Annotated in this window: 23 protein-coding genes; 11 read left to right on the forward strand and 12 right to left on the reverse strand. The window is 50.8% G+C overall.

Annotated features, from left to right (window positions below; genetic code table 11):
• Positions 1–241 precede the first annotated feature (241 nt).
• The 3 genes from panM to IO95_RS09500 are packed head-to-tail and all read left to right on the forward strand — an operon-like array spanning position 242 to position 3,946.
• On the forward strand, positions 242–634 hold the full coding sequence (panM, locus tag IO95_RS09490) for an aspartate 1-decarboxylase autocleavage activator PanM (protein WP_023489692.1): 393 nt from the start codon (positions 242–244) through the stop codon (positions 632–634).
• Entirely contained in the window at positions 631–1,848 is a 1,218-nt protein-coding gene (locus IO95_RS09495; protein WP_023489691.1) for a DUF3142 domain-containing protein, read from the forward strand. Before panM ends, IO95_RS09495 begins: the two co-directional genes overlap by 4 nt.
• Positions 1,835–3,946 (forward strand): hypothetical protein, encoded by a 2,112-nt coding sequence (locus IO95_RS09500; RefSeq protein ID WP_023489690.1) that lies wholly within the window; start codon positions 1,835–1,837, stop codon positions 3,944–3,946. The genes IO95_RS09495 and IO95_RS09500 overlap by 14 nt, the downstream gene beginning before the upstream one ends.
• Positions 3,947–4,102: 156 nt before the next feature.
• Here the strand turns inward: IO95_RS09500 and rpoH are convergent, their stop codons facing one another.
• From rpoH to ftsY, 4 genes are all read right to left on the reverse strand, one after another.
• Positions 4,103–4,960, reverse strand: coding sequence for an RNA polymerase sigma factor RpoH (gene rpoH / locus IO95_RS09505; protein ID WP_023489689.1), 858 nt, complete (start codon positions 4,958–4,960; stop codon positions 4,103–4,105).
• Positions 4,961–5,226: 266 nt separating this feature from the next.
• A complete protein-coding gene (ftsX, locus tag IO95_RS09510; RefSeq protein WP_023489688.1) occupies positions 5,227–6,180 on the reverse strand; it encodes a permease-like cell division protein FtsX in 954 nt (317 codons plus the stop codon).
• Positions 6,170–6,841, reverse strand: coding sequence for a cell division ATP-binding protein FtsE (ftsE, locus tag IO95_RS09515; RefSeq protein ID WP_023489687.1), 672 nt, complete (start codon positions 6,839–6,841; stop codon positions 6,170–6,172). The genes ftsX and ftsE overlap by 11 nt, the downstream gene beginning before the upstream one ends.
• A gap of 5 nt (positions 6,842–6,846) precedes the next feature.
• Positions 6,847–8,247 carry a signal recognition particle-docking protein FtsY gene (ftsY, locus tag IO95_RS09520; protein WP_023489686.1) on the reverse strand — a complete coding sequence of 467 codons (1,401 nt, stop codon included), beginning with the start codon at positions 8,245–8,247 and terminating at the stop codon, positions 6,847–6,849.
• 378 nt (positions 8,248–8,625) lie between these two features.
• Here ftsY and IO95_RS09525 point away from each other — a divergent pair, with 378 nt between their 5' ends.
• From IO95_RS09525 to IO95_RS09545, 5 genes are all read left to right on the forward strand, one after another.
• Positions 8,626–9,087, forward strand: a complete 462-nt coding sequence (locus IO95_RS09525) for a helix-turn-helix domain-containing protein (protein WP_023489685.1) — start codon at positions 8,626–8,628, stop codon at positions 9,085–9,087.
• Positions 9,087–9,662: a putative toxin-antitoxin system toxin component, PIN family gene (locus IO95_RS09530; protein WP_023492104.1), complete on the forward strand. Its 576-nt coding sequence runs from the start codon at positions 9,087–9,089 to the stop codon at positions 9,660–9,662. Before IO95_RS09525 ends, IO95_RS09530 begins: the two co-directional genes overlap by 1 nt.
• A gap of 214 nt (positions 9,663–9,876) precedes the next feature.
• Complete coding sequence (gene rsmD / locus IO95_RS09535) at positions 9,877–10,500, forward strand: 16S rRNA (guanine(966)-N(2))-methyltransferase (RefSeq protein WP_023492105.1); 624 nt, start codon at positions 9,877–9,879, stop codon at positions 10,498–10,500.
• The gene (locus IO95_RS09540; RefSeq protein ID WP_023492106.1) at positions 10,490–10,762 is read left to right on the forward strand and encodes a DUF1145 family protein; all 273 of its coding nucleotides are present in this window, start codon (positions 10,490–10,492) and stop codon (positions 10,760–10,762) included. Before rsmD ends, IO95_RS09540 begins: the two co-directional genes overlap by 11 nt.
• Before the next feature lie 205 nt (positions 10,763–10,967).
• Positions 10,968–11,594, forward strand: a complete 627-nt coding sequence (locus tag IO95_RS09545) for a lysoplasmalogenase (protein ID WP_023492107.1) — start codon at positions 10,968–10,970, stop codon at positions 11,592–11,594.
• 239 nt (positions 11,595–11,833) lie between these two features.
• Here IO95_RS09545 and IO95_RS09550 read toward each other — a convergent pair whose 3' ends face one another.
• The 4 genes from IO95_RS09550 to IO95_RS09565 form a co-directional block, all read right to left on the reverse strand.
• Complete coding sequence (locus tag IO95_RS09550) at positions 11,834–13,063, reverse strand: SGNH/GDSL hydrolase family protein (protein WP_023492108.1); 1,230 nt, start codon at positions 13,061–13,063, stop codon at positions 11,834–11,836.
• Entirely contained in the window at positions 13,029–14,369 is a 1,341-nt protein-coding gene (locus tag IO95_RS09555; protein ID WP_037385046.1) for an SGNH family hydrolase, read from the reverse strand. Before IO95_RS09555 ends, IO95_RS09550 begins: the two co-directional genes overlap by 35 nt.
• Positions 14,356–15,774, reverse strand: a complete 1,419-nt coding sequence (locus IO95_RS09560; RefSeq protein WP_037385049.1) for an MBOAT family protein — start codon at positions 15,772–15,774, stop codon at positions 14,356–14,358. Before IO95_RS09560 ends, IO95_RS09555 begins: the two co-directional genes overlap by 14 nt.
• Before the next feature lie 230 nt (positions 15,775–16,004).
• On the reverse strand, positions 16,005–16,793 hold the full coding sequence (locus IO95_RS09565; RefSeq protein ID WP_023489553.1) for a protein bax: 789 nt from the start codon (positions 16,791–16,793) through the stop codon (positions 16,005–16,007).
• Between the two features lie 287 nt (positions 16,794–17,080).
• On the opposite strand from IO95_RS09565, the gene IO95_RS09570 reads away from it, so the two are divergent.
• Positions 17,081–19,399: a zinc/cadmium/mercury/lead-transporting ATPase gene (locus IO95_RS09570; RefSeq protein ID WP_023489554.1), complete on the forward strand. Its 2,319-nt coding sequence runs from the start codon at positions 17,081–17,083 to the stop codon at positions 19,397–19,399.
• 64 nt (positions 19,400–19,463) lie between these two features.
• Here the strand turns inward: IO95_RS09570 and tusA are convergent, their stop codons facing one another.
• Positions 19,464–19,715, reverse strand: coding sequence for a sulfurtransferase TusA (gene tusA, locus IO95_RS09575; RefSeq protein ID WP_023489555.1), 252 nt, complete (start codon positions 19,713–19,715; stop codon positions 19,464–19,466).
• Positions 19,716–19,921: 206 nt separating this feature from the next.
• Here tusA and IO95_RS09580 point away from each other — a divergent pair, with 206 nt between their 5' ends.
• Positions 19,922–20,593 carry a 7-cyano-7-deazaguanine/7-aminomethyl-7-deazaguanine transporter gene (locus IO95_RS09580; RefSeq protein ID WP_023489556.1) on the forward strand — a complete coding sequence of 224 codons (672 nt, stop codon included), beginning with the start codon at positions 19,922–19,924 and terminating at the stop codon, positions 20,591–20,593.
• 98 nt (positions 20,594–20,691) lie between these two features.
• Positions 20,692–21,255, forward strand: coding sequence for a DcrB family lipoprotein (locus IO95_RS09585; protein WP_023489557.1), 564 nt, complete (start codon positions 20,692–20,694; stop codon positions 21,253–21,255).
• A 66-nt stretch (positions 21,256–21,321) separates the two neighbouring features.
• Here the strand turns inward: IO95_RS09585 and glpC are convergent, their stop codons facing one another.
• Genes glpC through glpA form a run of 3 tightly spaced genes read right to left on the reverse strand, consistent with a single transcriptional unit; the run spans position 21,322 to position 25,428 of the window.
• Positions 21,322–22,521 carry an anaerobic glycerol-3-phosphate dehydrogenase subunit GlpC gene (gene glpC, locus IO95_RS09590; RefSeq protein ID WP_023489558.1) on the reverse strand — a complete coding sequence of 400 codons (1,200 nt, stop codon included), beginning with the start codon at positions 22,519–22,521 and terminating at the stop codon, positions 21,322–21,324.
• Complete coding sequence (gene glpB, locus IO95_RS09595) at positions 22,518–23,789, reverse strand: glycerol-3-phosphate dehydrogenase subunit GlpB (protein WP_023489559.1); 1,272 nt, start codon at positions 23,787–23,789, stop codon at positions 22,518–22,520. The genes glpC and glpB overlap by 4 nt, the downstream gene beginning before the upstream one ends.
• Complete coding sequence (gene glpA / locus IO95_RS09600) at positions 23,779–25,428, reverse strand: anaerobic glycerol-3-phosphate dehydrogenase subunit A (protein WP_023489560.1); 1,650 nt, start codon at positions 25,426–25,428, stop codon at positions 23,779–23,781. The genes glpB and glpA overlap by 11 nt, the downstream gene beginning before the upstream one ends.
• Between the last annotated feature and the right edge of the window lie 30 nt (positions 25,429–25,458).

The raw sequence follows: 25,458 nt of genomic DNA on the forward strand, positions 1-25,458 counted from the left end.
TAAATCAACTGCCACTGACAGGAACAAGCGGTGTAAACAGAATAAAATTCGAATTATTACCGTACTGTTTGGGCAACCAACAGTTCATTATGCTGGATAAGTACCACCGCGCTAATTTTTTACTCGGAAAATATGGGTTGGGAAAAACATTCTGCGTGGAAATCGTACTAAAAAACTTACACAACACTATCAGCAAGATCCATTACACTGTCAATATCATTGATTAATGTAAAAATCTGCCATGAAATTAACCATTGAGCGTTTAACTCATTTGTCTCCGCAAGACCTGATCGATCTGGGTAAAATCTGGCCACATCAACAACCAGCACAGTGGCAGTGTGACCAGCAAGATGGCAAGGTATTATTCGCCGCCCGCTTTAATGACCGACTATTGGCCGCAGTAAAAATTGAGGTGCAAGGAAACCGAGCACAACTGCACGACCTGATGGTTCGCGAGGTGACCCGACGCCGGGGGGTTGGTCTCTACCTGGTGCAGGATACACAACGCCAATTGCCTGAGGTGCGACACTGGCAGCTTTCTACCTCCGGGTTGGCTGCGGGGGAACGTAGCGAAATCGACAACTTTATGCGTGCCTGCGGCTTTATGGCACAAGGTGAACTTTGGCAAAAATGAAACGTTGGCTGGTAATAGCGATATTGCTACTCCTGATGCTGGCGGCCTGGTTTTCCAGCCGCCAACCGGCAATTAACTCCTCTCCCACCTGGGATCAGCAAGTCTATATCTGGCAACGAGTCTGGACACCACAACATGGCGATGCTCTGGTTGCCAGCCATGATCTGTTCTCAAACTTACGGGTACTGGGTTTACAAGTGCATCCCCAAGAGGGGATGCGCAAAATCGCGGTTAATACTCGCTTGCTTAAACAGGATGGCCGCCCGTTATGGCTAGTGGTACGTCTGGACGGGCAACTGCAGCAACTGGATGAAGCCACCATTTACCCGCAGTTGCAACAATTACTACAACAGTGGCAAACCGCAGGATTGCAGGTCGTTGGTGTAGAAATCGATCATGATGCGGCCACTGCACGCTTGCCTGCCTATCAACATTTTCTACAACAACTACGCCAACAACTACCTTCTTCATTACAACTGGGCATTACCGCGCTGCCCACCTGGCTCAGTTCCCCCGCTTTATCTGGTGTACTACAACAGGTCGACAGTTCTGTGTTACAGCTACATGCGGTGCTCTCACCAGAACAAGGGCTGTTTGATGGCCAGCAGGCTCTGGGTTGGGTGGGGCAATATGCCCGCATCAGTGGCAAGCCCTTTCGCGTAGCCTTACCCACTTATGGCATGGGGCTGATAGGGTTTGATGCTCAAGGTGCACAGGTTGAGAGCGAGTCCACGCAACACGTGGCTGGCAACTTACAAGAACTCAGCGTAGCACCACAACAGATTGCCGACTTCTTGCAACAGCTCATCCCGCTCTCTCCTAAGCATTTACGTGGTATTATCTGGTTTCGTTTACCGTTAGCCAGTGATCGCAGAGCCTGGTCAATGGAGACATTACGCGCCGTCATCACTCAGCAACCATTAACTGTTAACTGGCAGGTAGAATTTTTACCACAGCCACAGCAGAATGGATTATATGACCTGAACATCCAGAATAATGGGCCGGTAGATGCCCCGTTGCCCCGCGAAGTGCACATTCAGGCTGAGGGTTGCCTGGCTGCGGATGCGGTGGGCAATTATCAGTTGGCAACGTCATCGCAACAACCGCGCTTTGTCCGTATTCGCAGTGAGCAGTTACGCGCAGGGCAATCACGCCCCTTGGGCTGGTTACGCTGTCAACAGATCACGCCAGGAGGTACTGATGTCATCCCTTGATACGCCTTTATCATCGATAAGGTATAAAAAAAGTCATCTCCGTTCGCTGCCGCTGGCCTCACTGATTGCTGCGGCATTAATAACCCCCCTTAGCAGCCAAGCTTGCGGCCCGTTTTTTCTCAATCGGTTACTGGTCGACCGCAACAGCACGCTACTGGTGATGCCGGAGGGGAACTTCGCTTTCGAAACCCACCGTCTGGTGCCGGTAGACAAACAATTACCGTTATGGAAAGAGCCAGTACCCGAACCAGAAAACGCGCCAAAACCAGCATCACTGTCACCAGAACAGCAAATCATTGCCCAGATGCGGGCCACCCACACCGTAGAACAAGTGGATGCCGTAAATACTCAGGGACTCTCTAATGCTGCACGTCTGTATACCCTGGGGGCGGTCGCTTTTGCCGCACAGGACCCACGAGCACCTGAATACTTCCAGCTAGTTCTGGCGCTGCCGCTTGCCGAGCAAGGGGAATGGGGGTTACGGGCACAGTACTCTTTGGGTCGTGTTTTCATGAGCGACTATGCCATACCTGAAAGCCAATCGTCTTCCACGGCACCATCGCTTCCCCATCCAAAAGCCGCCCAGTTAGCGCAGGCCACTGCTGCCTTCCAGCAGGTCATTGACAAAGTGAAAGCAGGAGCCGCCGATCCTGACCAACTGGCACTCAGTAGCCTGGGCCAGCAAGCGCGTATCCATTTATGGCTGGGGGAAATTGCCCCTGCCGTACAGCTTTATGCCCAGCAAGCCGCCCAGGGCGATCCCCAAGGTGGGCTTTCGTTGCAGTACATTTCCAGCTATCTGGTTAAGCCGGAACATCTGGAGGCATTAAAGCAAGCCATTAATGACCCGTTAGTGCAGCAACTAGTGACTATCGAGCTTTTTGCACGCAGCAGTAACCTGTCAATGATGAGCTCAGATGACGGTGCAGCAGCGTTAAAACAGACGATAATTCCCATTCTGACGTTGTTGAATAACTCCGTAAAAAACGGCTTCGCCGGTAGCGATCGGCTGGCAGCACTGGCCTACCGCTCAGGGCAATATGACATGGCCGCCAGCCTACTGAAACAGGCGGGGGATAGTGGTTTAGCCTGGTGGTTACGTGCCAAAATGGCCTTGCGTGCAGGTGATATTAAAGCCGCTACTGCAGCTTATGCTAAAGCAGCCGCTGCCTTCCCTACAGATGAAACCTGGGGGCAACAGAGCAGCGATATCGACGAGTTTAATACGGAACTGATCGTTCCAGATTGCCGGGTGTCCGGTGAACAAGCCATTCTGGCATTAAACCGTGGCGATTATCTGCAAGCCATAGAACTGATGTATCGTGGCAAGGAAACCTATTGGGCAGATGTGGCTGATATCGCCGAACGGGTATTGACCGTCGATGAACTGAAAGGTTTTGTTGATAAGCATGTACCACCGCCCAGCACACCGCTGAAACCGGTTAATCCAGACGATGATGACTATAGCGGTCAGTGGCTTCCCAGCGACGTTAAACTTCGCGAGTTATTGGCACGACGGCTAATGCGTGCTGGCCGTTATCAGGAAGCGCTCAGCTATTTTGCTATACCAAACTACCACCAGACAGCGGAGGAATTTGCTGCACAGTTACACACCGCACAGGATAAAGCGCAAGATAAAATCACACGCGCCAAAGCTTACTATCAAGCTGCCTACTTGCTGCGCACACAAGGGCTAAAGCTTACCGGCTACGAAATGACGCCAGACTATGCCATCTATGGGGCGGATTATTCCTATGTGGGGGATGCTTTCAATACCCATGAGCTAAAACACAAGAGCTGGATCAGCGCTGCCGAAGCGGCTCGGGCGGCCAAATCGTTGCCAGATGCGGATAATCGTTTCCTTCACTACCGCTGGCAGGCAGTAGAATTAGCGAAAAAATCGGCCAATCTATTACCGCCGAAGAGCCAAGCCTACGCCGCGGTATTGTGCCACGCCAGCAGTTGGGTCATGGCCCGCGATGCCAAGACAGGCCGAGCACTCTATCAACGCTATATCAAAAACGGTGCCGTATTCGACTGGTCAAACCAATTTGGTTCCCGCTGTCCAGAACCAGAATTTGTCAAAGCTGAGCATTAACTAGCAAGACCGCTAAGCACACAAACAGAAAAGCCCAGAGTATCAATCTGGGCTTTTTGATAAATAACAACTTTCCGATAAATAACAATGCGTTTCAAACTGCAGAGCCATTAACCATAACGTGAACAACCATAGCGTGAATAAAACTGGCTATAATTAAGCCTCGATCGCCATCTTTAATTTCTTCATGGCATTCTTTTCAAGCTGGCGCACTCGCTCAGCCGAAACGCCATACTGATCGGCCAACTCTTGCAGGGTGGACTTGTTGTCATCGTCCAACCAACGAGCACGGATAATATGCTGGCTACGCTCGTCCAGACCTTCCAACGCATAGGTCAGCTTGTCTGTGGCATTACTTTCCCAGTTATCTTCCTCGATCCCTTCGGCAAAATCAGAGCTTTTATCCTGCAGATAGAGCATCGGCGACAAGGTATGACCATCATGCCCGTCATCTTCTGGCATGGGGTCAAAAGACATATCCTGCGCCGCCATACGGGATTCCATCTCCAGTACGTCTTTAGTTGTCACCCCCAGCTCACGGGCCACCAGTTCCACTTCATCCTGGTTGAACCACCCCAAACGTTGCTTGGTTTTCCGCAGGTTAAAAAACAGCTTACGCTGAGCCTTGGTGGTAGCCACTTTCACAATACGCCAGTTACGCAAGACGTATTCATGAATTTCAGCCTTGATCCAATGCACCGCAAAGGAAACCAGACGCACCCCAACTTCTGGGTTGAAGCGACGTACCGCTTTCATCAGGCCAATATTGCCTTCCTGGATCAGGTCTGCTTGTGGCAGGCCATACCCTGAATAGTTGCGAGCAATATGAGCGACAAAACGCAGATGAGACAGGATCAGCAGCTTGGCTGCTTCCAGATCGCCCTGATAATGCAGCCGTTCAGCCAACTCCCGCTCTTCCTCTGCCGTCAGCATTGGATAGGTGTTGGCGGCCCGCAGATAGGCTTCCAAGCTGCCCTGCGGGACTAAGGCTAAAGTTTGCATTTCTTTGGTCATTCAACCCCTCTCTTGATTAAACAGGTCATGCCGGTGATTTAATGGTGGGATTTTATTGATTTTACGACAATTGCGGTTGCAAAAGCGCTTTCACACATGAATCACCTAAACATTTTCTGCACAATTTGACCCTTCCCCCCCCAAAAAAGTTCACTACTTTTTAACATTATCACCACGGGGGGAACCGACCTATATTACTTTTGCCGCTATCCTTCCGCAACACAGTCATCACCCGTGCGGCAGAAGAACAGTATATCAAAAAATCACTATTGAGGTGTAAAGCGACGTAAATGTTGCACCGTGGCCAACCAGGCTGCCACCCAGCCAATCATCGCGGAGACCAAGAGCAGCAGTAACGCCTCATCCCAACCCAAGCCATGCAAGGTGAAGGTGGTACCAAATACGGTTGCCACATGGGTGACCACCGCCTCCAGTTTCCATACCAACGCGCCAGACAGCGCTAATGACAATAGCGCACCAAACAACCCAAGGATTGCTCCACCATTAAGGAATGGCCGCAAGATAAACCCATCGGTAGCACCAATCAGTTTCATAACATTGATGGTATCGCGACGACTGAAAATATTCAGACGTACACTGTTACCGATCACCAGGAAAACCGCCACAATCATCAGTATGCCAATCATTGCCGCCACCTGCCCAACCAACCCGGTCAGGGCGGCCAGACGAGCAAACCAGCTATCATCCATGCGGACTTCTTCCACACCAGGAACCGCCGCCACACGATCACGCAGGGTATTAAGCGTTTCAGAACTCTGGAAACTCATTTGCGGGGTGATGATCGCCACAGCAGGTAACGGATTTTCCTCCAACATATCCAGCGCACCACCAAACCCAGACCAATTGCGGAACTCACCGCGAGCCTCTTCACGGGACAGGTAGTTCACTTTGTCTACACCGGCCTGGGCTTTGATGGCATCCAGCACTTTTACCGCAGCATCATCATCAAGGGACTTATCCAGATAGACCGTCAGTTGCGGCGTTGGGTACCATTGTGTCGACGCTGTACTCACGTTCTTCCAGATAATGTAACAAACGCTAGGTAAGGTCAGGGAAATGGCGATCACCATCACGGTCAGCAATGTAGCCAGTGGTTGGCGCATCATATCAGCCATGGCATTCACCCAGGCATAGCGCCACTGTTGATGCCAGCCACCGCGTAGTGCCTTGCTCTTGGCGGTTTTTGCATTAGTTGCCATCGTGCGCGTCTCCTACCATACGGCCCTGGCTGAGTGTCAGGATACGATAATTACGCCGGGCGATAAGCCCTGTATCATGGGTTGCCATCAATACTGTTACCCCGACGCGGTTGAACTCTTCAAACAGGCGCAAAATACCTTCCGACAGCACATCATCAAGGTTACCGGTCGGTTCATCTGCCAGCAGTACCGCGGGTTTGTTCACCACCGCACGGGCAATGCCAACACGTTGCTGTTCACCACCAGAAAGCTGAATCGGAAAATTCTTCGCTTTATCCAGTAACCCCACCTTATCCAATGCGGCCGAGACACGACGCCGGATATCTTCGCTACTGGCACCGGCAATGATCAGTGGCATTGCCACGTTGTCATACACTGTGCGATCGAGCAATAAATGGTGATCCTGGAAAATCATGCCAATTTGACGGCGCAAAAATGGCACCTCACGGTTCTTCAAGCGGCTGACGTCATGCCCGCCAAACCAGATATGACCGGCACTTGGCCGCTCGATGCCACAAATCAGTTTCAGCAGGGTACTTTTCCCTGCACCGGAATGACCGGTCAGAAAGGCCATTTCCGCTGGCCGTAAATGGAAATCGACCCCCTGCAGGGCTTGGCGGCCGCCCAGATAAGCTTTACTGACCTGTTCAAAGCGAATCATCGGTATTAGTCCTCTCGGGCAAAAAGTGCCTCAATAAAATCGCCAGCCTTAAATGGCCGTAAATCTTCGATCCCTTCACCAACACCAATATAACGGATCGGAATACTGAGCTGATCGGCGATCGCAAAGATCACCCCACCTTTGGCGGTACCATCCAGTTTAGTCAGCGCGATACCGGTCAAACCGACAGCTTCATTAAATAATCTCGCCTGACTCAGCGCATTTTGCCCGGTACTGGCATCCAGCGTCAGCATAACCTCATGAGGGGCCTGGTCGTCCAGTTTTTTCATGACGCGCACAATCTTCTTCAACTCCTCCATCAAGTGCGCCTTATTCTGCAAGCGACCGGCGGTATCGGCGAGCAATACATCAATATTACGGGCTTTAGCCGCTTGTACTGCGTCGAAGATCACCGAGGCGGAATCAGCACCCGTATGTTGAGCTATCACCGGAATACGATTACGCTCCCCCCAAACCTGCAATTGCTCAACCGCCGCTGCACGGAAAGTATCACCTGCGGCCAGCATGACCGATTTACCCTCAGCCTGGAACTGACGAGCCAGCTTACCGATAGTGGTGGTTTTACCGACACCGTTAACCCCCACCATCAGGATCACAAAGGGGGTTTTGCCGCTGACATCTAGTGGCTGATCCACTTTAAGCAGAATTTCCGACATTTCTTCTTTCAGCTTGCCATAGAGCGCTTCCGCATCTTTCAACTGCTGATGGCTGGCATGTTCTGTCAGGGAGGTAATGATTTTACGTGTGGTATCCACACCCACATCGGCGATCAACAACTGTTCTTCCAACTCATCAAACAGATCATCGTCAATCTTCTTGCCGCGGAACAGACTGATAAAGCCAGAACCCAGGTTTTGTTTGGTTTTCAGCAAACTCCGTTTAAGCCGGGTGAAAAAACCTTCTTTGGTGGGGCGTTCCTGTTCTTGTGCTACCGCGGGTTCTGGTTGTTCCTGCTCCTCCACCATCGCTTCAATCAATGGGGGTTCTGGCTCAATCTCAATAATGACGGGAGGCGCTTCAACTTCAAATTTAACTTCAACTTCAACTTCAACTTCAACTTCAACGTCGACGTCGGGGGCCCGCTGTTCAGGTTCAGCAGGCAGCGGTAATGGCTCGGCCACTGGAGCGCTATGTTCAACCAACGCCGGGACATTTTCGGCAATCGGTTCACCACTCAACGTAGCATCCCATTCCCCTGGCGTTTCTATCACTTCAGCGGGTTCGGACGCCATAATGGGAACTTGGTCATCCAACGTGCTAGCTGTGGGGAGTTCTGTAACCTGATGCTCCACCGATTCGCTGGCTGGCTCAGGTTGCTGTGATTCCTCTTCTTTTTGACCTAAACCCAACCAGGAGAAAAAACCACGTTTCTTTTCTTTTGCCATGTTCTGATCCTGCTCCGTACCAATGGCTTGCCAATGCGAAAAATCAATCCAACAAGTCTATCACTTTCCCTCGTCTAGCAACACGCATCCGGCATGCTTTCAATCCGCTAATCCAGTAACAAAAAACCCGCTTCTTGTCCCTGGTGTATTTTCCCTCTCTATCGCCATTCAAGCTATAAAGCTGTTAATGACGTTACAAGGCCCAAGCCTTCCCCCTTTGACTTATCGAACTCGATTTTTATTTTTCGTTTGTTTCGTTTATTGCGATTTTCGATTATTTCGTATAATCTACTAATAGCCGTTGCTGCATTCACTAAACCTGAAACTAACTCGCTAATATTAATAATCTAAATTAATTAGATAAACTGGAACACTCAAATGACCAACTCAATTATTGATAGCTTGAGCCTTCCGGCTCCAAGGGAAATTGAGGCCGCTGTACGTGGACAAAGAGAGCTTGCAGCCTATCTCTCCACTAAGATGGAAACACAAAAAATATCGATTCAGGACGCAGATAACAACACCCACCAGATCGAATTGCCGACGTCTTCACTGACACTGCTGATGTCGATTTTAGGTGAGCTGGCCGTGGGTAACGCCGTTCAGGTTGTTCCTGTGCATGCTGAATTAACCACGCAGGAAGCCGCTAACATTCTGAATGTTTCACGCCCTCACATGGTGAAACTCCTGGAAGAGGGGAAGCTACCTTTTCATAAAACCGGTCGTCACCGCCGTGTACTTTTCGCTGACCTGATGGACTATAAACACCATCGGGATAACGAAAGCAGTAAAGCAATGCAGGAGTTGGCAGACCATAGTCAGGATCTCGGACTTTACTAATGACTCATACACCTTATCCGGTAGTGTTAGATGCTTGCGTACTTTATCCCTCTTTCCTGCGCGATTTATTAATCCACTTGGTGCTAACGGGACTGTATCAGCCCAGATGGACAGCCATAATTGAGGATGAGTGGCAACGTAATTTACGGGCAAATAGACCTGACTTAACCCCGGAGCAAATATCGCGAACAAGCGAGTTAATGAATAAGAGTGTTCCTGATGCAATGGTGACCGGATTCGAACCGCTCATTCCAGGCATCATGCTTCCTGACCTTGACGATCGGCATGTGGTTGCAGCCGCCGTCCGCAGTAACGCCGAAATTATCGTTACATTTAACCTGAAAGACTTTCCCCAGTCCTCGCTCAATAACTTCGATATTGAAGCCCTACACCCTGATGACTTCGTTACAGATCTGTTCGATTTGAACCAGGCGTTTGTGTTATCCGCAGTAAACAAACAGCGTCACAACATGAAGAAACCACCAAAATCAGTCGAGGAGTATCTTACTGGACTACTGAGGCAAGGCTTACCACAAACAGTAAAAGAATTAAGCCAGTTCCACGCTCTCATTTAATCCACTTACCTGCAGTCAATAACGACTCTTGCAGCCTAAACTCAGCGTCAAAGAGATGACGCCGAGTTGCGTTCTGCTCAGCTCAACCCTGCACCGCCCACGCTACGGCACAAGCACGGTTCAAAACACAGAGCGTTTTATCCTGCAACTTGAATGAACTTGAGTATAGAATAGTAGTAACTTTTCGTTAACCTTACTCTTTTAAGATGTTGTTATGGCAAAAATAGCGGCACACGGTATACGTAAAACACCGCATTCCAGCTCTGCGGGGCAGATCCGCATCATCGGTGGTCAATGGCGCGGGCGAAAGTTGCCCGTTCCTAACAGTGAAGGGTTACGTCCTACCACTGATCGCGTGCGTGAAACTTTATTCAACTGGTTAGCCCCGGTGATCCAAGGGGCCCGTTGCCTGGATTGCTTTGCCGGTAGTGGTGCATTAGGGTTGGAGGCGCTGTCTCGCTACGCAGAAAGTGCCACGCTGTTGGAATATCAGCGCCCGGTAGCACAGCAACTGGAGAAAAACCTGGCATTACTGAACGGCAATGGCAGTGTGATTAATACCAACGCATTAACCTGGCTGGGGGGAAAAGGGTCCCCCTTTGATGTGGTATTTCTCGATCCGCCTTTTCGCCAAGGACTACTGACTGAAACCATGACGCTACTGGAACAACAAGGTTGGCTGGCGGATGAAGCTTGGATTTATGTCGAAGCTGAAGCCGAAAGCGCTGCCAGCGAAGTCCCGGTGACCTGGAAATTACACCGCGAAAAAGTTGCCGGTCAGGTGGCTTACCGCCTTTACACCCGATCCGTTGAAGAGAAAACCGAAGATGCTGATTAATCTGGGCCGTTTATTAATGCTCTGTGTCTGGGGTTTTCTCCTCGCTAATCTGTTTAACCCGTTCCCCAAACCCCTGAAATATTTTATCGATATAGCCCTGTTCTTTATGGTGGTTATGCACGGGTTGCAGTTGGTACTACTCAAATCAACGCAACCGAAAGAGAGTCCAATCAGCCGCTGGCAAGAAACCAAAATCTTTATTTTTGGCGTTTTTGAGCTGCTGGTATGGAATAAAAAACAATCTCCAGTTAAAAAAAAATAATCGGGACCAGTGTGTTACTACTTACGGTGATATAAAGTATACACTGACAGAATGACAATCTAGGCACCGATACCCAAGTGATCGGGTGATACCAGTAAACGGCAATCGAGCCCGATAAATTGATCCATTGGGTGAGAAGATACAGCCAATACCACGGTATCGCTGAAAGGCGATGGGTCGATGCCAATGAAAGAAGGAAGAGACTATGAGTTGGCCGTTCCTTGCTGTATTTTTTTCCGGTTGGCTGTTCGTTGATGCCTCCTACCGTGGACCCCATTGGCAACGCTGGGTATTCAAACCCGTCACGTTACTCCTATTACTGTTATTAGCCTGGCAAGCCCCGGAGTTAGGCGTAGCGGGTTACCTAATCGTCTTTGGCCTGCTGGCAACCTTGGCCGGTGACATCTTATTGCAACTCCCCAATGAACGGTTGCTGTACGCCATTGGCGCGTTCTTCCTGTCGCATTTGCTGTATACCCTGAGTTTCGCCAGCCAGATGACCTTTAGTTTTTTCTGGCCGTTGCCCTTGGTCTTACTGGCCTTTGGTGCGTTATTATTGGCTACCATCTGGAGCCGGCTGGAAGAGATGCGCTGGCCGATCACTACGCTGGTGGTGATGACACTGCTGATGGTCTGGATAGCTGGCGAGCATTATTTCCTGCGCAGCACTGATCTGGCCTTCTCACTGCTGATAGGTTCTTTATTGCTGCTGGTGGCCAATGCGGTCTGGCTGCTGAACCGTTACCGGTTTACCTTCCGCGCTGCCGATGGTGTCACGGCTTTCTGCTATTTCGTTGGCCATTTCCTGATTGTGCGCTCACTCTATTTGTAGTTCACATTATCGTTCCCAGCAGGTTCGGTGCGCCGAACCTGCTTTCCCTCGACTAAATTAATCTCAATACATTCTTCGCCCCTAATCGATTAGATTGGGCTACTTGGTCATGGGTCACGGTAAATTCAGATTGGCGTTACACTCTCCTGACAGTGTTCAAGCAGAGCGCGAATAAAAAATAGGAGGTGGGTCAGCGGCGAGAATTAATCACGCCAGCATTCACTGGCGTGATGATTTTCTTACTGTTGGCTTATCAGGACATCCAGTGCTTTGTAAAGCGCTTTGGCACTACGCTCATAACCACCAACAGTGAAGTGAACTTTATCTGGCCTGGCCAGACCGTTCTGTGCCCAGTTATTCATGGCACAATCGCCGCCCATATACTGTTGCCAGTCCCAATAGAGCAATCCTTCACTTTTCGCCACCGACTGCTGGACCTTAATCACGTTGCGTAGATTGGCGGGTTGTTGTGAATGACAGTCCGGTGCAGCTTTGTTTTTAATGCTGTCCCCGGGGCCGACCAGCAGGATCACCGCATTGGGTATTGTTTGACGAATTTTACCGACAATTGATGTCAGTTGTTCACGGTAAAGCGCCAGATCGAGGGTGTCATTAAAGGCTTCATTAGTCCCGTAAGCGAGGATCACCATATCCGGTGCGGTATCCGCCAAAGTATTGATCCATTGCGCTGCCCATTTATCCATCATCGCAATGGTCGCACCGTTGATGCCCACAGAAGATAGCATCACCCCGGGATGATCACGGGTAATCAGCCAACCACCAATGTTGAGTGACGTTTGCTGATTGGTGGTGATGGTCGCGGGGAATACCACTGGAACGGGCTCAGAAAAACGCCATCCAGAAGAGGGCTGCAGGTTCAACATAGCCACATTATTGGATTGTACCCTGAGCGATGCGGGATAATCAGCCTGATACAGAGCCTGCATATTATACTGATTTACTGAAGCATTTCGCTCTTTCATCATCAGAGAACTATGCTCGGCCAATGGCGAAATGATAAAACCGCCCAGCGGGAAATTCGGTGCGTTATCTTTTCTGCTGGTCAGGAACGACCACTGTTTTTTGGGTTCGGTGAAAATCAAATTAGCGCTACGCTGCCCAACGATATTACTGGGTGGTACCAAACCAATCCCGGCATCGCCGTAACGTGCCTGGAATTTATCACGCAGTGCACCGGAAAAGAAATCCGCCGCCGTATGGGAATCCCCCATCTGCACGATATGCACGCGAGCGGAAGGATCGCGCAGCCGCTGGGTAAAACGGTTAAAATTCGGCTCGCCGAAATTGGTCAAATCATTATGTGCCCCCAGTTGCACCTCAGTTTGCGGCTGTTGCTCTGGTTGCTTTTCTTTCGTCAATTGACAAGAGAGCAAACCGAAGATAGCAGCGAAACAAAGACCTTTTTTTAATAGGTTACGGTGCCTCAACGGGTGTTTTTGTTGTTTCATGATGTGTTTCTTCTTGCGCCTCAGGCTGCTCATCCGGTGCGGCGTTAAATTTAATCATACTCAATACCGTATCTGCGAGAATTTTCTGCCCTTTATAGGTGAAATGGATGCCATCCCCACTGCGTAGCTTGATGTTGCTGCTATTGTCACCGATATAATCGGAATAGGTATTGCCCTGATATTTAAAAATTATATTTGCGGAAAGCCAGACCTGCCCTGCCTGGGAGACTTCCGACTGATAGAGATCACTGAGGTAGTGTACACCATTCGACAACGTCTCTTTGCGCATATTCGGCGGCCCGATCCAGATAACATCCACGTGATATTGCTCTGCCGCTATCAAGATATCCTGGATCCGCTTGCGATACTGGGCTTCCCACTCTGGTGAAGTAAAGCGCAAATAGCGCCCGCCGCCCCCTTCAGACGGCATATCCCAGGGGTCATTGGGCCCGAGGAACACCACCATCAACCGAATATTCGGATGAGTCTTCAAGGTCTTCCTGACTGTTTCCGGCCAATTGAAGAATTTCGGATACGCTAAGCCGGTACTCTGCTTACTGAGGTTAAGGCTTTCAATACCGTAGTTTTTGGTGAGCTGTGATTGTAGCACTGGGGCAACCCCCTGCATGAGGGAATCACCGACAAAGAAAACAGCATCTCCCTTGGCAAGCTCAATGACTGATTTCGCTGTTTTCTTCACCGCTACCTGTTCAACGCCCTGTTCCGAATTCGATTTCAACGACGCTCTAACGACCACGAGATGATGACGATTCAACAATTCCGGGAACGGCACTGACAATCCAACTACCGGATGGAGATAACCATTAATAAAATGTAACCCCACCTGAAATCCTTGCGAAGATTCCACACTGCTCGCCATGGTCTCTTTAACCGATTCTGTCGATTCTGTCGATTCTGTCGGTTCTGTCGATTCTGTCGGTTCTGTCGGTTCTGTCCGTTCTGTCCGTTCTGTCCGTTCTGTCCGTTCTGTCGGTTCTGTCCGTTCTGTCGGTTCTGTCCGTTCTGTCGGTTCTGTCGGTTCAACGGTTTCGACAATATGATTACCCTGAATATGCAACCACATCGTCTCACCGGCACTCGCCCCCCCCTCTAAAAGATAGCCACCGAGATCCCACGCGTAATATCCCTGTAATCTTGCCCATGGTGCAGACTGGTGATACATCTGCTGCCAGTAGCGCTCCAGCGCACTCTGATTTATCCAGACCAGCGCAAAAGTTGTTATCACAACGATAAAGACCACTTTCAGTGCACGCTCAACATTTTCTGTAAAATCAAAAGTTTGCATAAATAAAACCCGGCATACCTGAAGGCGATAAAATGAAAACCAACGTCATAAAAAGTGCCAGCGGCAGCGGATAATAAATCCACGACACACGCTGATAATGTCGACCCACCCAGTGATACAGCGCAACGCACTGCGGATACAGCAATAACAGCCCCCAGAACGCAATAAGCATCGGCGCACTGGTGAGAAACGACTCACCCCATCCACCGGTAGTCAGTTGTGTCAACATGGTGATTGCATCGTTAAAGGTGGCACTGCGGAAGAAAATCCACGTCAGGCAGACCACATGGAAGGTAAAAATACGCGCCAGCCAAACGTTGGTTTTCTGCCATATTGAGGTAGCGGGGCCTTGATGCAATGGGAAGAGCTTATGTTTGATGTTTATCAACACGATCCCCACCCCGTGGAGCGCCCCCCAGATGATAAACGGCAGGCCAACACCATGCCAAATACCCGAGATCACCATGGCAATAAAAGCATTTATATTCATGCGGAATGTACCTTTCCGGTTTCCGCCGAGGGGAATATAGACGTAATCACGAATGAACTTGGATAAACTGATGTGCCAGCGTGCCCAAAACTCTTTCAAGTTAGTGGCGAGGTAAGGGGCATTAAAGTTCACGGGTAACACAAAGCCGAGCAACATCGCGATCCCCGTCACCAGATTGGTATAGCCGGAGAAATTAAAGTAGATATTCCACGCGTAGGCGTAAACCGCCACCAGGTTCTCCCCGGCATTGTAACTGACTGGCGAACTGAACACCGGGTTGACAAAATTCTCAGATAAATAGGCGCTGAACAAAAATAGTTTCACCATCGACAGGATAATGAGTAACAGCGCTTTTTTATAATCGATAATTTCTCGTGATCCCGCCTGAACCTGCGGCATAAAGGTGAGTGCGCGATTAATCGGACCGGCCACGATACTCGGAAAGAAGCAGAGATAAAGCACCACATCCCAAAAAGGGGCTTTTTCGATCTCTTTACGGCAGACAGACACCACATAACTCACTGAGTGGAATACATAGAAAGAGAGTCCCAGCGGTGCAAGCATGGCGAGTGTCGGCAGCTCAGCCTCAATGCCAGCCTGATTCAGCACTCCTTGCAGTGATTCCTGTAAAAAACCGTAGTACTTGAAAACGATAAAACTACCGACGATCCCGATTCCTAACAGACTATATATCCAACGTGACGATAAATAGCCGCTAAGAACATTTGCCAGCAGGTAAATAAACAACGTATACCCTGCCAGAACATAAGCAAAGTTCGCTTGGAACGAAAAAACAAAAAGATAACTCGCTGTGATTAAAAGAATGTTTTGTAATCGAACATTTTTTTGACAGAGCCAGTAAGCCAGAAAAAAAGGGGTAAAACAGGCAATAAATTCAAATGAAAAGAAATTCATATCAGACTCTGCACAGACGAACGAAGAACGCCGATAGTAAGAACGCAGAGTATAATAAAATTTATCAAATAATATTCAATAGGAATACTCGTATTCAATCTAAATCACTAACTGATGGAAAATCACCAGGATTGATTCGATTGCCGACCCGCGGCGAGTGGATTGAACTTGGGGATATGAAATAGAACATCAATCTACCCTCCTGGCTCAGTGAACCAGGAGGGTACGATTTATGAGTTCCGGGCCACTTTCTGGGCCTTCGAAATCAGTGTCTTATTACTGTCATACATCTGCAGCAGATAGCGGTTATAGGAGGCACCCTTCTGAGAATAACCTGACAGCTGACGGATCAGTTCTGGTGTACTCAGTGAATCATCCTCACCCAGACGCTGTTTTGCCCGCTCTGAACGCAGTGAGTTATACGCCTTATGTGTATTCATATTCTTAATGTAGGCGATAACACCGTCCTCAATGGTTTTGTAAGCGTAATAACCTTTCACCTGACCTGGTGCGGTAACGCAGTTTTGTCCGCAACGCAAACCAAAAAGGTTGTTGTTGGATTGAGCCAGTTTTGATGTGCCCCAACCGGATTCCGTTGCAGCCTGTGTGGCAACGAAGTGGGTAGGCAAAATATCGACGCGATGTAACAACGAACCCCAGTTGGTGCGCTTCGGTGAGTTGCATGTCATATTGTAGCGCTGACACAGGGTTCTGAGCTTGGCGATATCACTCGGTGACCAGTGCTTGGCATCCTGGTGTTCCAGTAACCAGCTCCTGTCATTCATAATTTCACGATTGAGTCTATCAATCGTAGGGACAATGACATTAAGAAACGCTTTCTTACGGGGTGTGCCAGAAGGGTACTTTCGCAAATCAGGCAGCATCTGCTGAGGCTGCTTGCCTTTATGAGAATACTCTATGTTCGTTATGGCACTGGTTGAAGCGAAGCTAAAACCGGTAGTCAATACAAAAATAAAGAAAGCGAATATGGCATTTGTCCTCATTGAAAAAGAGGCCATTTGCTTTTCCTCGTCTGTTGTTTGAACAAAATTCAAACGGATACTAACAAAATAGAAAAGCCATAACCAGATTTTTTCGCAAGCCCCATTGGCTCATTCACGACCAAACTGCGATGGCCTATCCTCATCATCCACGGCAAATCCGCTCCTGCTGGGGCTCAAAAAGCCACCACTGCTGCAACTGGCATAACATTGCGGATCTCACGCTTGACTCTAGAGTCTACTCCAAGGTGTAGACTTTTTATCAGACACCAGCGTTGTTTCAAGTGATTGCCTGAGGGGGCACTATGCATACTCACCAAGAGCACCACCACCAAGAGAAAAACCAGCAAAACAACTGCCATTGCAGCCATCAACACAGCCAAACACAACATGGCTGCAGCCATAAAAAAGCGGCAATGGAGGGAAACCCTGACCATTCTCCTGAACAGCCTCATGAGCACGATAACCAGAATGGCTGTTGTGCCCACCATGATGATCCTGATGAGGAGAGCGACAGTCTGGCTGCCGCTCCCCCTCGCGGCAGTCAGCGCTTCAGTTGGACAGTGACGGGTATGGATTGCCCCAGTTGCGCAAAAAAAATTGAAAATGCCGTTGCATCACTTCCTGGCGTGAATCAGGTACAGGTGCTGTTTGCGACTGAAAAGCTGGTGGTGGATGCCCAGTCAGATATAAGCATCAATGTGCGAAACGCCGTAAAACGCGCGGGGTTTACCCTACTGAGCCCCACAGCCAACCACCAAAACAGTGAAGTTAAAACCATCCACTGGGGGGAATTTACCCCATTATTACTGCTCTCCGGGTTGATGTTCACCAGTTGGATGATTGATATTTTCAACCCACAATGGGGCAATATTGCCTTTATTATCACAGCCCTGGCTGGACTGTTGCCCATTGCCAGCAAAGCGTTACGACTGATTCGTTCAGGTACCCCGTTCGCCATAGAAACATTGATGAGTGTCGCGGCCATCGGCGCACTATTTATTGGTGCCACCGCAGAAGCGGCGATGGTGCTACTGCTATTTATGTTGGGTGAGTTGCTGGAATCCTATGCCGCCAAGCGAGCACGACGTGGCATTAAGGCGTTGATGGCCTTAGTCCCGGAAGATGCCTGGCTGATCCAGGGTAATCAACGTAAGCGTGTTACGGTTGCCAGCCTGCGCCCTGGCGATGTAATAGAAATCGCCCCGGGTGGCCGCTTACCTGCTGACGCTGAATTACTCAACCCGTTTGCCAGCTTTGACGAAAGTGCCTTAACTGGGGAGTCCGTACCAGTAGAGCGCCAGCAAGGGGAGAAAATTGCGGCTGGCAGTTTGTCTGTCGATCAGGCGATACAGGTAACCGTCATCTCGGAACCGGGCAACAATGCCATTGACCGCATTCTGCAATTAATTGAAGAAGCCGAAGAGCGCCGTGCTCCCATTGAGCGTTTCATCGACCGCTTTAGCCGTTACTACACCCCGGCGATCATGCTCTTGGCACTGGCAGTGATCCTGATCCCCCCTTTGCTATTGGCGGAGCCTTGGTCGCTGTGGATTTACCGCGGGCTGACATTACTGCTGATCGGTTGCCCATGTGCCTTGGTCATTTCCACACCTGCCGCGATCACTTCCGGGCTGGCGGCAGCAACACGTCGCGGTGCGCTGATTAAAGGCGGGGCAGCCCTGGAGCAGTTGGGACAAGTACAGACCATCGCGTTCGATAAAACCGGCACATTAACCCAAGGCAAACCCACGGTGACGGATGTATTGCCCGTCGAGGGGATCAGCGAGCAGGTGTTACTGGCCACTGCCGCCGCCGTTGAAGCAGGGTCACACCATCCACTGGCGCAGGCTATCATCAACCATGCGGTAGAACGCGGGGTTGAACTCCCTCTCGCTGAAGGCCGCCGCGCACTGGCCGGTATCGGCGTTGAAGGCAAGGTGGCCGGTAAAATCATCCGGATCAGCACACCGGGCAAGCTGGCAGAAAATCAGTTAACCCGCGAATGGCACCACAAAGTAGACACCCTGGAAAATGAGGGGAAAACCGCCGTGGTGGTGCTGGTTGATGGCGCGCCCATTGGCCTGTTGGCCCTGCGCGATGTGTTGCGCGAAGATGCCAAGCTGGCGCTGACCCAACTGGCAGCGTTGGGGATTAGTAGCCTGATGCTCACTGGTGATAACCCGCGCGCTGCCGCCGCCATCGCCAGTGAGCTGGGGATCGACTATCGCGCCGGATTAATGCCAGAAGATAAAGTGCGGATAGTCAGTGAACTGAGCAAACAGCAGCACACCGCCATGATTGGCGATGGCATCAATGATGCCCCAGCCATGAAAGCCGCCAGTATCGGCATCGCTATGGGCAGTGGTACTGATGTGGCGTTGGAAACTGCCGATGCGGCACTGACCCACAATCGGCTGGTGGGAATCACCGAGATGATCCGTATTTCCCGTGCCACTCGGGCCAATATTCGCCAGAACATTACTATTGCGTTAGGGCTGAAAGGGATTTTCCTGGTCACGACTTTGTTGGGGATAACCGGTTTATGGTTGGCAGTACTGGCAGATTCCGGCGCTACCGCACTGGTGACCGCCAATGCCTTACGGCTGTTGAAAAAACGCTGATTCCCCTGGCTCCAGCGAGTTGCAGCTTACCGGCAACTTGCTGAGGCCAGTGTATAAATATCTGTTACTCCGCCAACCCCTTGCGCAACAGATAGCGATACGGCGCCTTATCTGTTTCCTGAGCCAGCAAAGTGTGTTCCATAAAGCGGCAAAAACCCGGTATGTCGCGGGTAGTGGCAGGATCATCGGCAATGATCAGCAAGGTTTTGCCGTTATCCATATAGCGTACCGTTTTACGCACCATCATTACCGGTTCCGGGCAGCGTAATCCCAAGGCATCTAGCGTCTGGTCTGCCTGGGCAAAAATGTCAGTCATATTCTTCTCTCGATCAAAAAACATCCAAGTATACTTACTGGATCTTAACAGCGCTTAGTTTACGCCAGTCGTTTTTTTGCGCAAGATACGTTACCGTTTGCGTTAAATTTAACCATTGCATTCGTTGCGCAAACACGTATCATGCCGCCGCATAGCTAAAAAATGACATGGGTTCCCTCACCCCATCTATCCAAAAAGGTCACATTATGTATTCATTTACCCCCCAGCAACGCTTAACCGCACTGGTTTGGCTTTCGCTCTTTCATATTACCATCATTGCCTCCAGCAACTATCTGGTGCAATTGCCGATCAACATTTTCGGCTTTCACACCACTTGGGGAGCGTTCACCTTCCCATTTATCTTCCTGGCTACTGATTTAACGGTACGGATCTTCGGCGCACCATTGGCACGCAAGATCATTCTTTCCGTGATGATCCCGGCGCTGCTGATCTCCTATATTATTTCTACGGTGACCTTCCAGGGAGAATGGCAAGGGTTTGCGGCTTTAACCCAATTTAACCTGCTTGTAGCACGGATTGCCGTTGCCAGCTTTATGGCCTATGTGTTGGGCCAAATCCTCGATGTGCATGTTTTCAACCGCTTGCGTCAACGCCGTACCTGGTGGGTCGCCCCAGCCGCTGCCATGTTGCTGGGTAATATCAGTGATACCATGGCCTTCTTTTTTATTGCTTTCTACAAAAGCAGTGACCCTTTTATGGCCGCTAACTGGGTAGAGATCGCACTGGTAGATTACAGCTTTAAGGTCATGATCTGCATGTTGTTCTTCCTGCCGATGTATGGTGTACTGCTGAACATGTTGCTCAAGCGCCTGTCTTCACACCAACAGCAGAGCCGGTTGCCGTTAAGCCAGTGGTAATGCTGGCGTCGTCTCTTATCCTGTGGGATATCTGACACCCAGGTGACTGAGTGCCATACTCCATTTATCTGTTATCTGTAAAAGAATAAGGACGCCCAATGCGTAAAGTAGTGAGATTGATGGCTATCAGCCTGTTGGCACTTGGCCTCGCTGCCTGTGATGGCGCTAACAAAGACAACAAACAACCCGTCAACGGCACGCCGGCAAGTACCCCAGCAAACCAGACGCTGAGCTTATTGGATGGCAAGTTGACCTTCTCACTGCCCAATGGCATGGCAGATCAAAGCAGCAAGCTCAATAGCCAGGTCAATAATCGCTATGTCTATGCCGACAGCAGCGGTCAACGTGTTGTGATCGTGTTGCTAGGGGACAAAACGTCAGAGAGTCTGGAGGTATTGGTTCAACGTCTGGAGCACCAACTACGCACCCGTGATGCCAACCTGGAAGTGCTCAGCAATAAAACCATTGACGCCAATGGCACCCCCATGCGCCAGCTAAACACCATCATCACTGATAATGGTCAAAAATCCTACACATCCACCCTACTGGCGCTGGTGGATGATAATCTGCTGACTATTCAGATCATACTACCGGCGGATAACCCACAGCAGGCGCAAGACGAAGCACAGCTTATTATCAACACACTGAAATTCAGCAAGTAATAACCGGTTTATTCCCCGTGGCATGAGTGCCGACGGGTATCGTATTAAGGGTGCAGCTTCTGCACCCTATGCTAAAGCCTGGGCCAACAAGGTAATAGGGTGTTCACAACGCTTGCTGGTGGACATTTCTATCTGCCATTTGCAGGTTTCACAATCCGTGATCACCATATCCACCCCACTCGCTTCAATCTGCCGAAACAACGAGGCACCAATACCTTGCGCCGTTTGATAGTTCTCCGACTTGAAACCGTAGGTTCCGGCAATGCCGCAACATTGTGAATCCAGCACGACCAATTCCAAACCTGGGATCTGCCGCAACAGTTCTAGCGTATAAGCCGTCCAGCCCATTTTTTCCATATGACATGGCGTGTGGTAAGCCACTCGCAGCGGCATCGGGTTGAGTGGCAATGTCCGACCTTGCTGAAGCAAACGGTAGAGGTATCGAGTTGCCAATTCCACTCGCTCACGCACTGCCGAGGTGTCGATATCCAGCAAATGCGGGTACTCGTCACGTAGGGTAAACGTACAGCTAGAGGAGGTGGCAACCACGGGAATACCTTGCATCACCACCGCTTTATGCAGTGATTCGGCATTCACTTTGGCCTGCTTTTTCGCTTGTGCCATAAAGCCATTGGCGATAAGTGGTACGCCACAGCACTTTTCACGCTCTAGTAGCTGCACACCAATATCGATGGCGTTAAACACCTTGATCAGATCTTTACCCAACTGGGGATGGTTATAATTGACAAAACAGCCATGGAAAAAGGCCACTTGTTCGGTATAACGCTGCTGCTGTTGCGCCTGCTGGCGGTACCAACGGCGGAAAGTACCAAACGAATATTTTGGCAGCTCACGCCGATGGTCAATCTTCAGCGCTTTATCCAACAGTTTGCGTACCGGTTTCAGGCCAGTGGTGGCGTTAACAATCGGCGCAAACGGGGTTGATAACGAGCCCATAATGTCCGTATGGCTGAGAATGGCATCACGCAGTGTCGGTTTACTCTGGCTGAAATTGGCGCGAGCACGTTGGATAATGTCACCGATTTTCACATCGGAAGGGCAGGCCACTTCGCATCGCTTGCAGTTGGTGCAATATTTGAGCGCCTCATCGTAAAGCGCTGGGTCTTTCAACCGTAAACGCTCACCGTCTGGCCCAGCCTGTTTCGGCCCTGGATAGAGAGGATTAACCTTGGCTACCGGGCAGTAGGTGGTACAAACCGTACATTTGATGCAGCTCTCAAAACTCATGTCTTTTGACTGGCTCATTTTACGTTGTGCCCCTCTATAATCTGCTGCGCCACATGCAGGGCACCAATCAACGAAACCCCAGCACCACAACCTTGCTGTAACGGATCATAACCACCGGCCACGGCACCAATGGCATACAGATTAGTGATCGCTTCCCCCTGCTTAAGGGCTCGCAAATTGGCATCGGTTTTTACCCCAAACTGCAGGTAAGGCTGCGCCGCGAAAAAATCCGGGTGACTCCAGTCGGCCCGCTCGGCTTTACTGAAGACATCCAGCCCGAACACCGGCTCACGGATACCGGCTAAATCAGCGACCAAACCGTTGCTGAAGAAGCTGCCGCTCGCCAATACCACCTGCTGCGCGCGCAACGGAATATCCGTGTGATTGCGGGTATACAATCCGCTAATGCGCTGCTGGTCAATACTGGCCCGCAACACGGTATCTCCCGGCATAAAGACACCACCCAGTTGTTGCAAGCGCTGGCGCAATGCCTGGTACAAACGCATCCCCAACACCGAAGGCGGTAAGGTTGGCAGAAGGAAAACCGGCCTGCCCACTGCTTGGCGTAATGCGAGTAACGGCTGGTCACTCTCCAGCCCCAGGCAGGCTGGCAAGAAAATAGCCTCGGCCTCGCCGGCCTGTCGCTTCACCTCTTCCGCCAAGGCCGCCAAATGCTCTGGCAGATCCAGTACACGGGCAATGTTCGCCGCGCGAAATTCACTCGGGTTATTACGCAAACGATCTAAAAGAGGTAAATGCAAAAATGCCGCTTCAGCGATCACCTTTTGTTCTTCAATCAGCGAACTGGCGGCCATCTGCGGTTGGAAATCGAGAAAACCCTCAATACCCAGCACTGCAATATGCTGCCAAGGCAAATTTCCCCCCCACGCAGATACCGGGATCGCCTGCGGACTCAACCAAGTCGCCCGGCGCGTGCCCAGTGGCGTAACACGCAAATGGTTCCACTCACAGCTCCCTTGCATGGCAACCCCACAACGTTGCAGCAACTCCTCCGCCTCCCGCGCCAAGGTCGCAACCTGAGTAGCCCCTAGCAGACTGTAAGGATGCTGCGGTGCCTGTTGCTGCAGCACTGGCAATGCGGCGAGAGGGGAACTGACAGCCGTACCATCCGGCAATTGCGCCAAGAGATCGAGAGAGCCGGAAGAGAAATAGAGCGCACTCTGGCCACTACTGACCACGGCACAACGCTTGCCAGATTCCGCCAAGCGAATCGCACAGCTCAACCCGGCTAATCCTCCGCCAATCACCACCACATCAAATTGCATCATCCGCCTCCTGTTGGCACTCGCCAGGCGCATCCAAACCACATAAACCTTGATAAACCCAACTGGTGAATTCACTTTCCCGCAGGGCATCGCCCCAGGCAATCGGGCGTACACCTTTCCAGCGCTCATTGAGGAAATGGGAAAGTTGTTCAATAGATTGCTGCGGGGTTGTCACCTTAAAACGCGTCAGTAAACCCGCAGCACGACAGGCACACAGTTCCCCTTGGCAGGTGCCCATGCCGACACGGGTACGCCGGCGTAAATCGACCAGGTTATTCACCGTCAGCGAGTTCACTGCATAGCGAACTTCCCCGGCGGTGACCGCTTCACACTCACACACCAGGCTGTTATCCAGCCGATTGCCAGACGGCACCAGGCTAGCGAGATCACCATGACGATAGACCGCCGAACCACGGATACTGGCCGGAAGAGAAACCACACTACGCACGGTCTCTTCTGCCGACTGACGAGAACCCGGTAACGCCTCTGTGGCGGTAGTACAAGGCGTATCGACCCCCAGTTTGGCGCACACCTTATCCGTTACCCACTGCGCCATCAGTCGGTAAGTCATCAGTTTACCGCCAGTAATGGTGATAAACCCCTCCAACCCATCGCGCACTGCGTGGTCGAGCAGCACAATGCCTCGGCTGACGCTGCGCCCAGAAGGATCATCATCACAAGCAACCAATGGCCGCACGCCAGCGTAAGCACGCAGAATACGGGTTTGTGCCAATTCAGGTGCCAATAGCGAACCTTCACGGAGCAACAGGTCCACTTCCTGCGGCGTGACCACCATATTGTCAATCTGGTCATAATCAATATGCGTCGAGGTGGTACCAATCAGCGAGATGGTATCCCCTGGCACCAGAATGTCGGCATCGGCGGGTTTTCGGCAGCGGTTAATCACCATGTTGTTAATGCGATGCCCCAAGATCAGCAATGCCCCCTTGGCAGGGAACATACGGACACGCAGGTCGGCATACTCGGCGATTTGCTGCCCCCAGATGCCGGCAGCATTCACCACCACCGGCGCATGGATATCATAATGGTGCGCTAATTGATGGTCGAAAACGCGCACTCCGGTCACACGATCAGCTTCACGCAACAACCCTGTCACTTGGTGATAAGTCAGGATCTGTGCGCCATGCTCACGGGCATCGAGCATATTGGCGGCCGTCAAACGGAAAGGATCCACCGTGCCATCCGGCACGCGTACCGCGCCAATCAAGTCAGGATTTGCCGCGGGTTCGAGGTGGCGGGCCAATTGGGGATCAATCGCTTCAGCCTCAATCCCGGCCTGGTGGCAAGCCGAGATAAATTGCTGCTGATACGCCAGTGAATCCTGTGGCAAGGTAATAAACAGGCCATTAGTCGGTTCAATACAGTGATGGGCAATACGCTTAAGGATGCGATTCTCTTCAATGCATTCACGGGCCGATTCACTGTCGGTCACAGCATAACGAGCCCCACTGTGTAACAACCCATGGTTACGCCCTGTAGCCCCGGTAGCGATGTCATGCCGTTCCAATAAAATACAGCGCAATCCCCGCCGCGCGCAGTCACGAGCAATCCCCGCGCCGGTAGCCCCGCCGCCAATGATGATCACTTCCGTTTCAGTCACTGGTGAGTTGTTACTCATCACGCCCCCTAATTCTATGGTCATAGGGCT

This window comes from Serratia sp. DD3 (genome assembly GCF_000496755.2).

Bases quoted from the DNA above. Each gene is read 5' to 3' on its own strand.
- panM (WP_023489692.1), top strand. From the start codon at position 242: ATGAAATTAACCATTGAGCGTTTAACTCATTTGTCTCCGCAAGACCTG.
- IO95_RS09495 (WP_023489691.1), top strand. From the start codon at position 631: ATGAAACGTTGGCTGGTAATAGCGATATTGCTACTCCTGATGCTGGCG.
- IO95_RS09500 (WP_023489690.1), top strand. From the start codon at position 1,835: ATGTCATCCCTTGATACGCCTTTATCATCGATAAGGTATAAAAAAAGT.
- rpoH (WP_023489689.1), bottom strand. From the start codon at position 4,960: ATGACCAAAGAAATGCAAACTTTAGCCTTAGTCCCGCAGGGCAGCTTG.
- ftsX (WP_023489688.1), bottom strand. From the start codon at position 6,180: ATGGCAACTAATGCAAAAACCGCCAAGAGCAAGGCACTACGCGGTGGC.
- ftsE (WP_023489687.1), bottom strand. From the start codon at position 6,841: ATGATTCGCTTTGAACAGGTCAGTAAAGCTTATCTGGGCGGCCGCCAA.
- ftsY (WP_023489686.1), bottom strand. From the start codon at position 8,247: ATGGCAAAAGAAAAGAAACGTGGTTTTTTCTCCTGGTTGGGTTTAGGT.
- IO95_RS09525 (WP_023489685.1), top strand. From the start codon at position 8,626: ATGACCAACTCAATTATTGATAGCTTGAGCCTTCCGGCTCCAAGGGAA.
- IO95_RS09530 (WP_023492104.1), top strand. From the start codon at position 9,087: ATGACTCATACACCTTATCCGGTAGTGTTAGATGCTTGCGTACTTTAT.
- rsmD (WP_023492105.1), top strand. From the start codon at position 9,877: ATGGCAAAAATAGCGGCACACGGTATACGTAAAACACCGCATTCCAGC.
- IO95_RS09540 (WP_023492106.1), top strand. From the start codon at position 10,490: ATGCTGATTAATCTGGGCCGTTTATTAATGCTCTGTGTCTGGGGTTTT.
- IO95_RS09545 (WP_023492107.1), top strand. From the start codon at position 10,968: ATGAGTTGGCCGTTCCTTGCTGTATTTTTTTCCGGTTGGCTGTTCGTT.
- IO95_RS09550 (WP_023492108.1), bottom strand. From the start codon at position 13,063: ATGAAACAACAAAAACACCCGTTGAGGCACCGTAACCTATTAAAAAAA.
- IO95_RS09555 (WP_037385046.1), bottom strand. From the start codon at position 14,369: ATGCAAACTTTTGATTTTACAGAAAATGTTGAGCGTGCACTGAAAGTG.
- IO95_RS09560 (WP_037385049.1), bottom strand. From the start codon at position 15,774: ATGAATTTCTTTTCATTTGAATTTATTGCCTGTTTTACCCCTTTTTTT.
- IO95_RS09565 (WP_023489553.1), bottom strand. From the start codon at position 16,793: ATGGCCTCTTTTTCAATGAGGACAAATGCCATATTCGCTTTCTTTATT.
- IO95_RS09570 (WP_023489554.1), top strand. From the start codon at position 17,081: ATGCATACTCACCAAGAGCACCACCACCAAGAGAAAAACCAGCAAAAC.
- tusA (WP_023489555.1), bottom strand. From the start codon at position 19,715: ATGACTGACATTTTTGCCCAGGCAGACCAGACGCTAGATGCCTTGGGA.
- IO95_RS09580 (WP_023489556.1), top strand. From the start codon at position 19,922: ATGTATTCATTTACCCCCCAGCAACGCTTAACCGCACTGGTTTGGCTT.
- IO95_RS09585 (WP_023489557.1), top strand. From the start codon at position 20,692: ATGCGTAAAGTAGTGAGATTGATGGCTATCAGCCTGTTGGCACTTGGC.
- glpC (WP_023489558.1), bottom strand. From the start codon at position 22,521: ATGAGCCAGTCAAAAGACATGAGTTTTGAGAGCTGCATCAAATGTACG.
- glpB (WP_023489559.1), bottom strand. From the start codon at position 23,789: ATGCAATTTGATGTGGTGGTGATTGGCGGAGGATTAGCCGGGTTGAGC.
- glpA (WP_023489560.1), bottom strand. From the start codon at position 25,428: ATGAGTAACAACTCACCAGTGACTGAAACGGAAGTGATCATCATTGGC.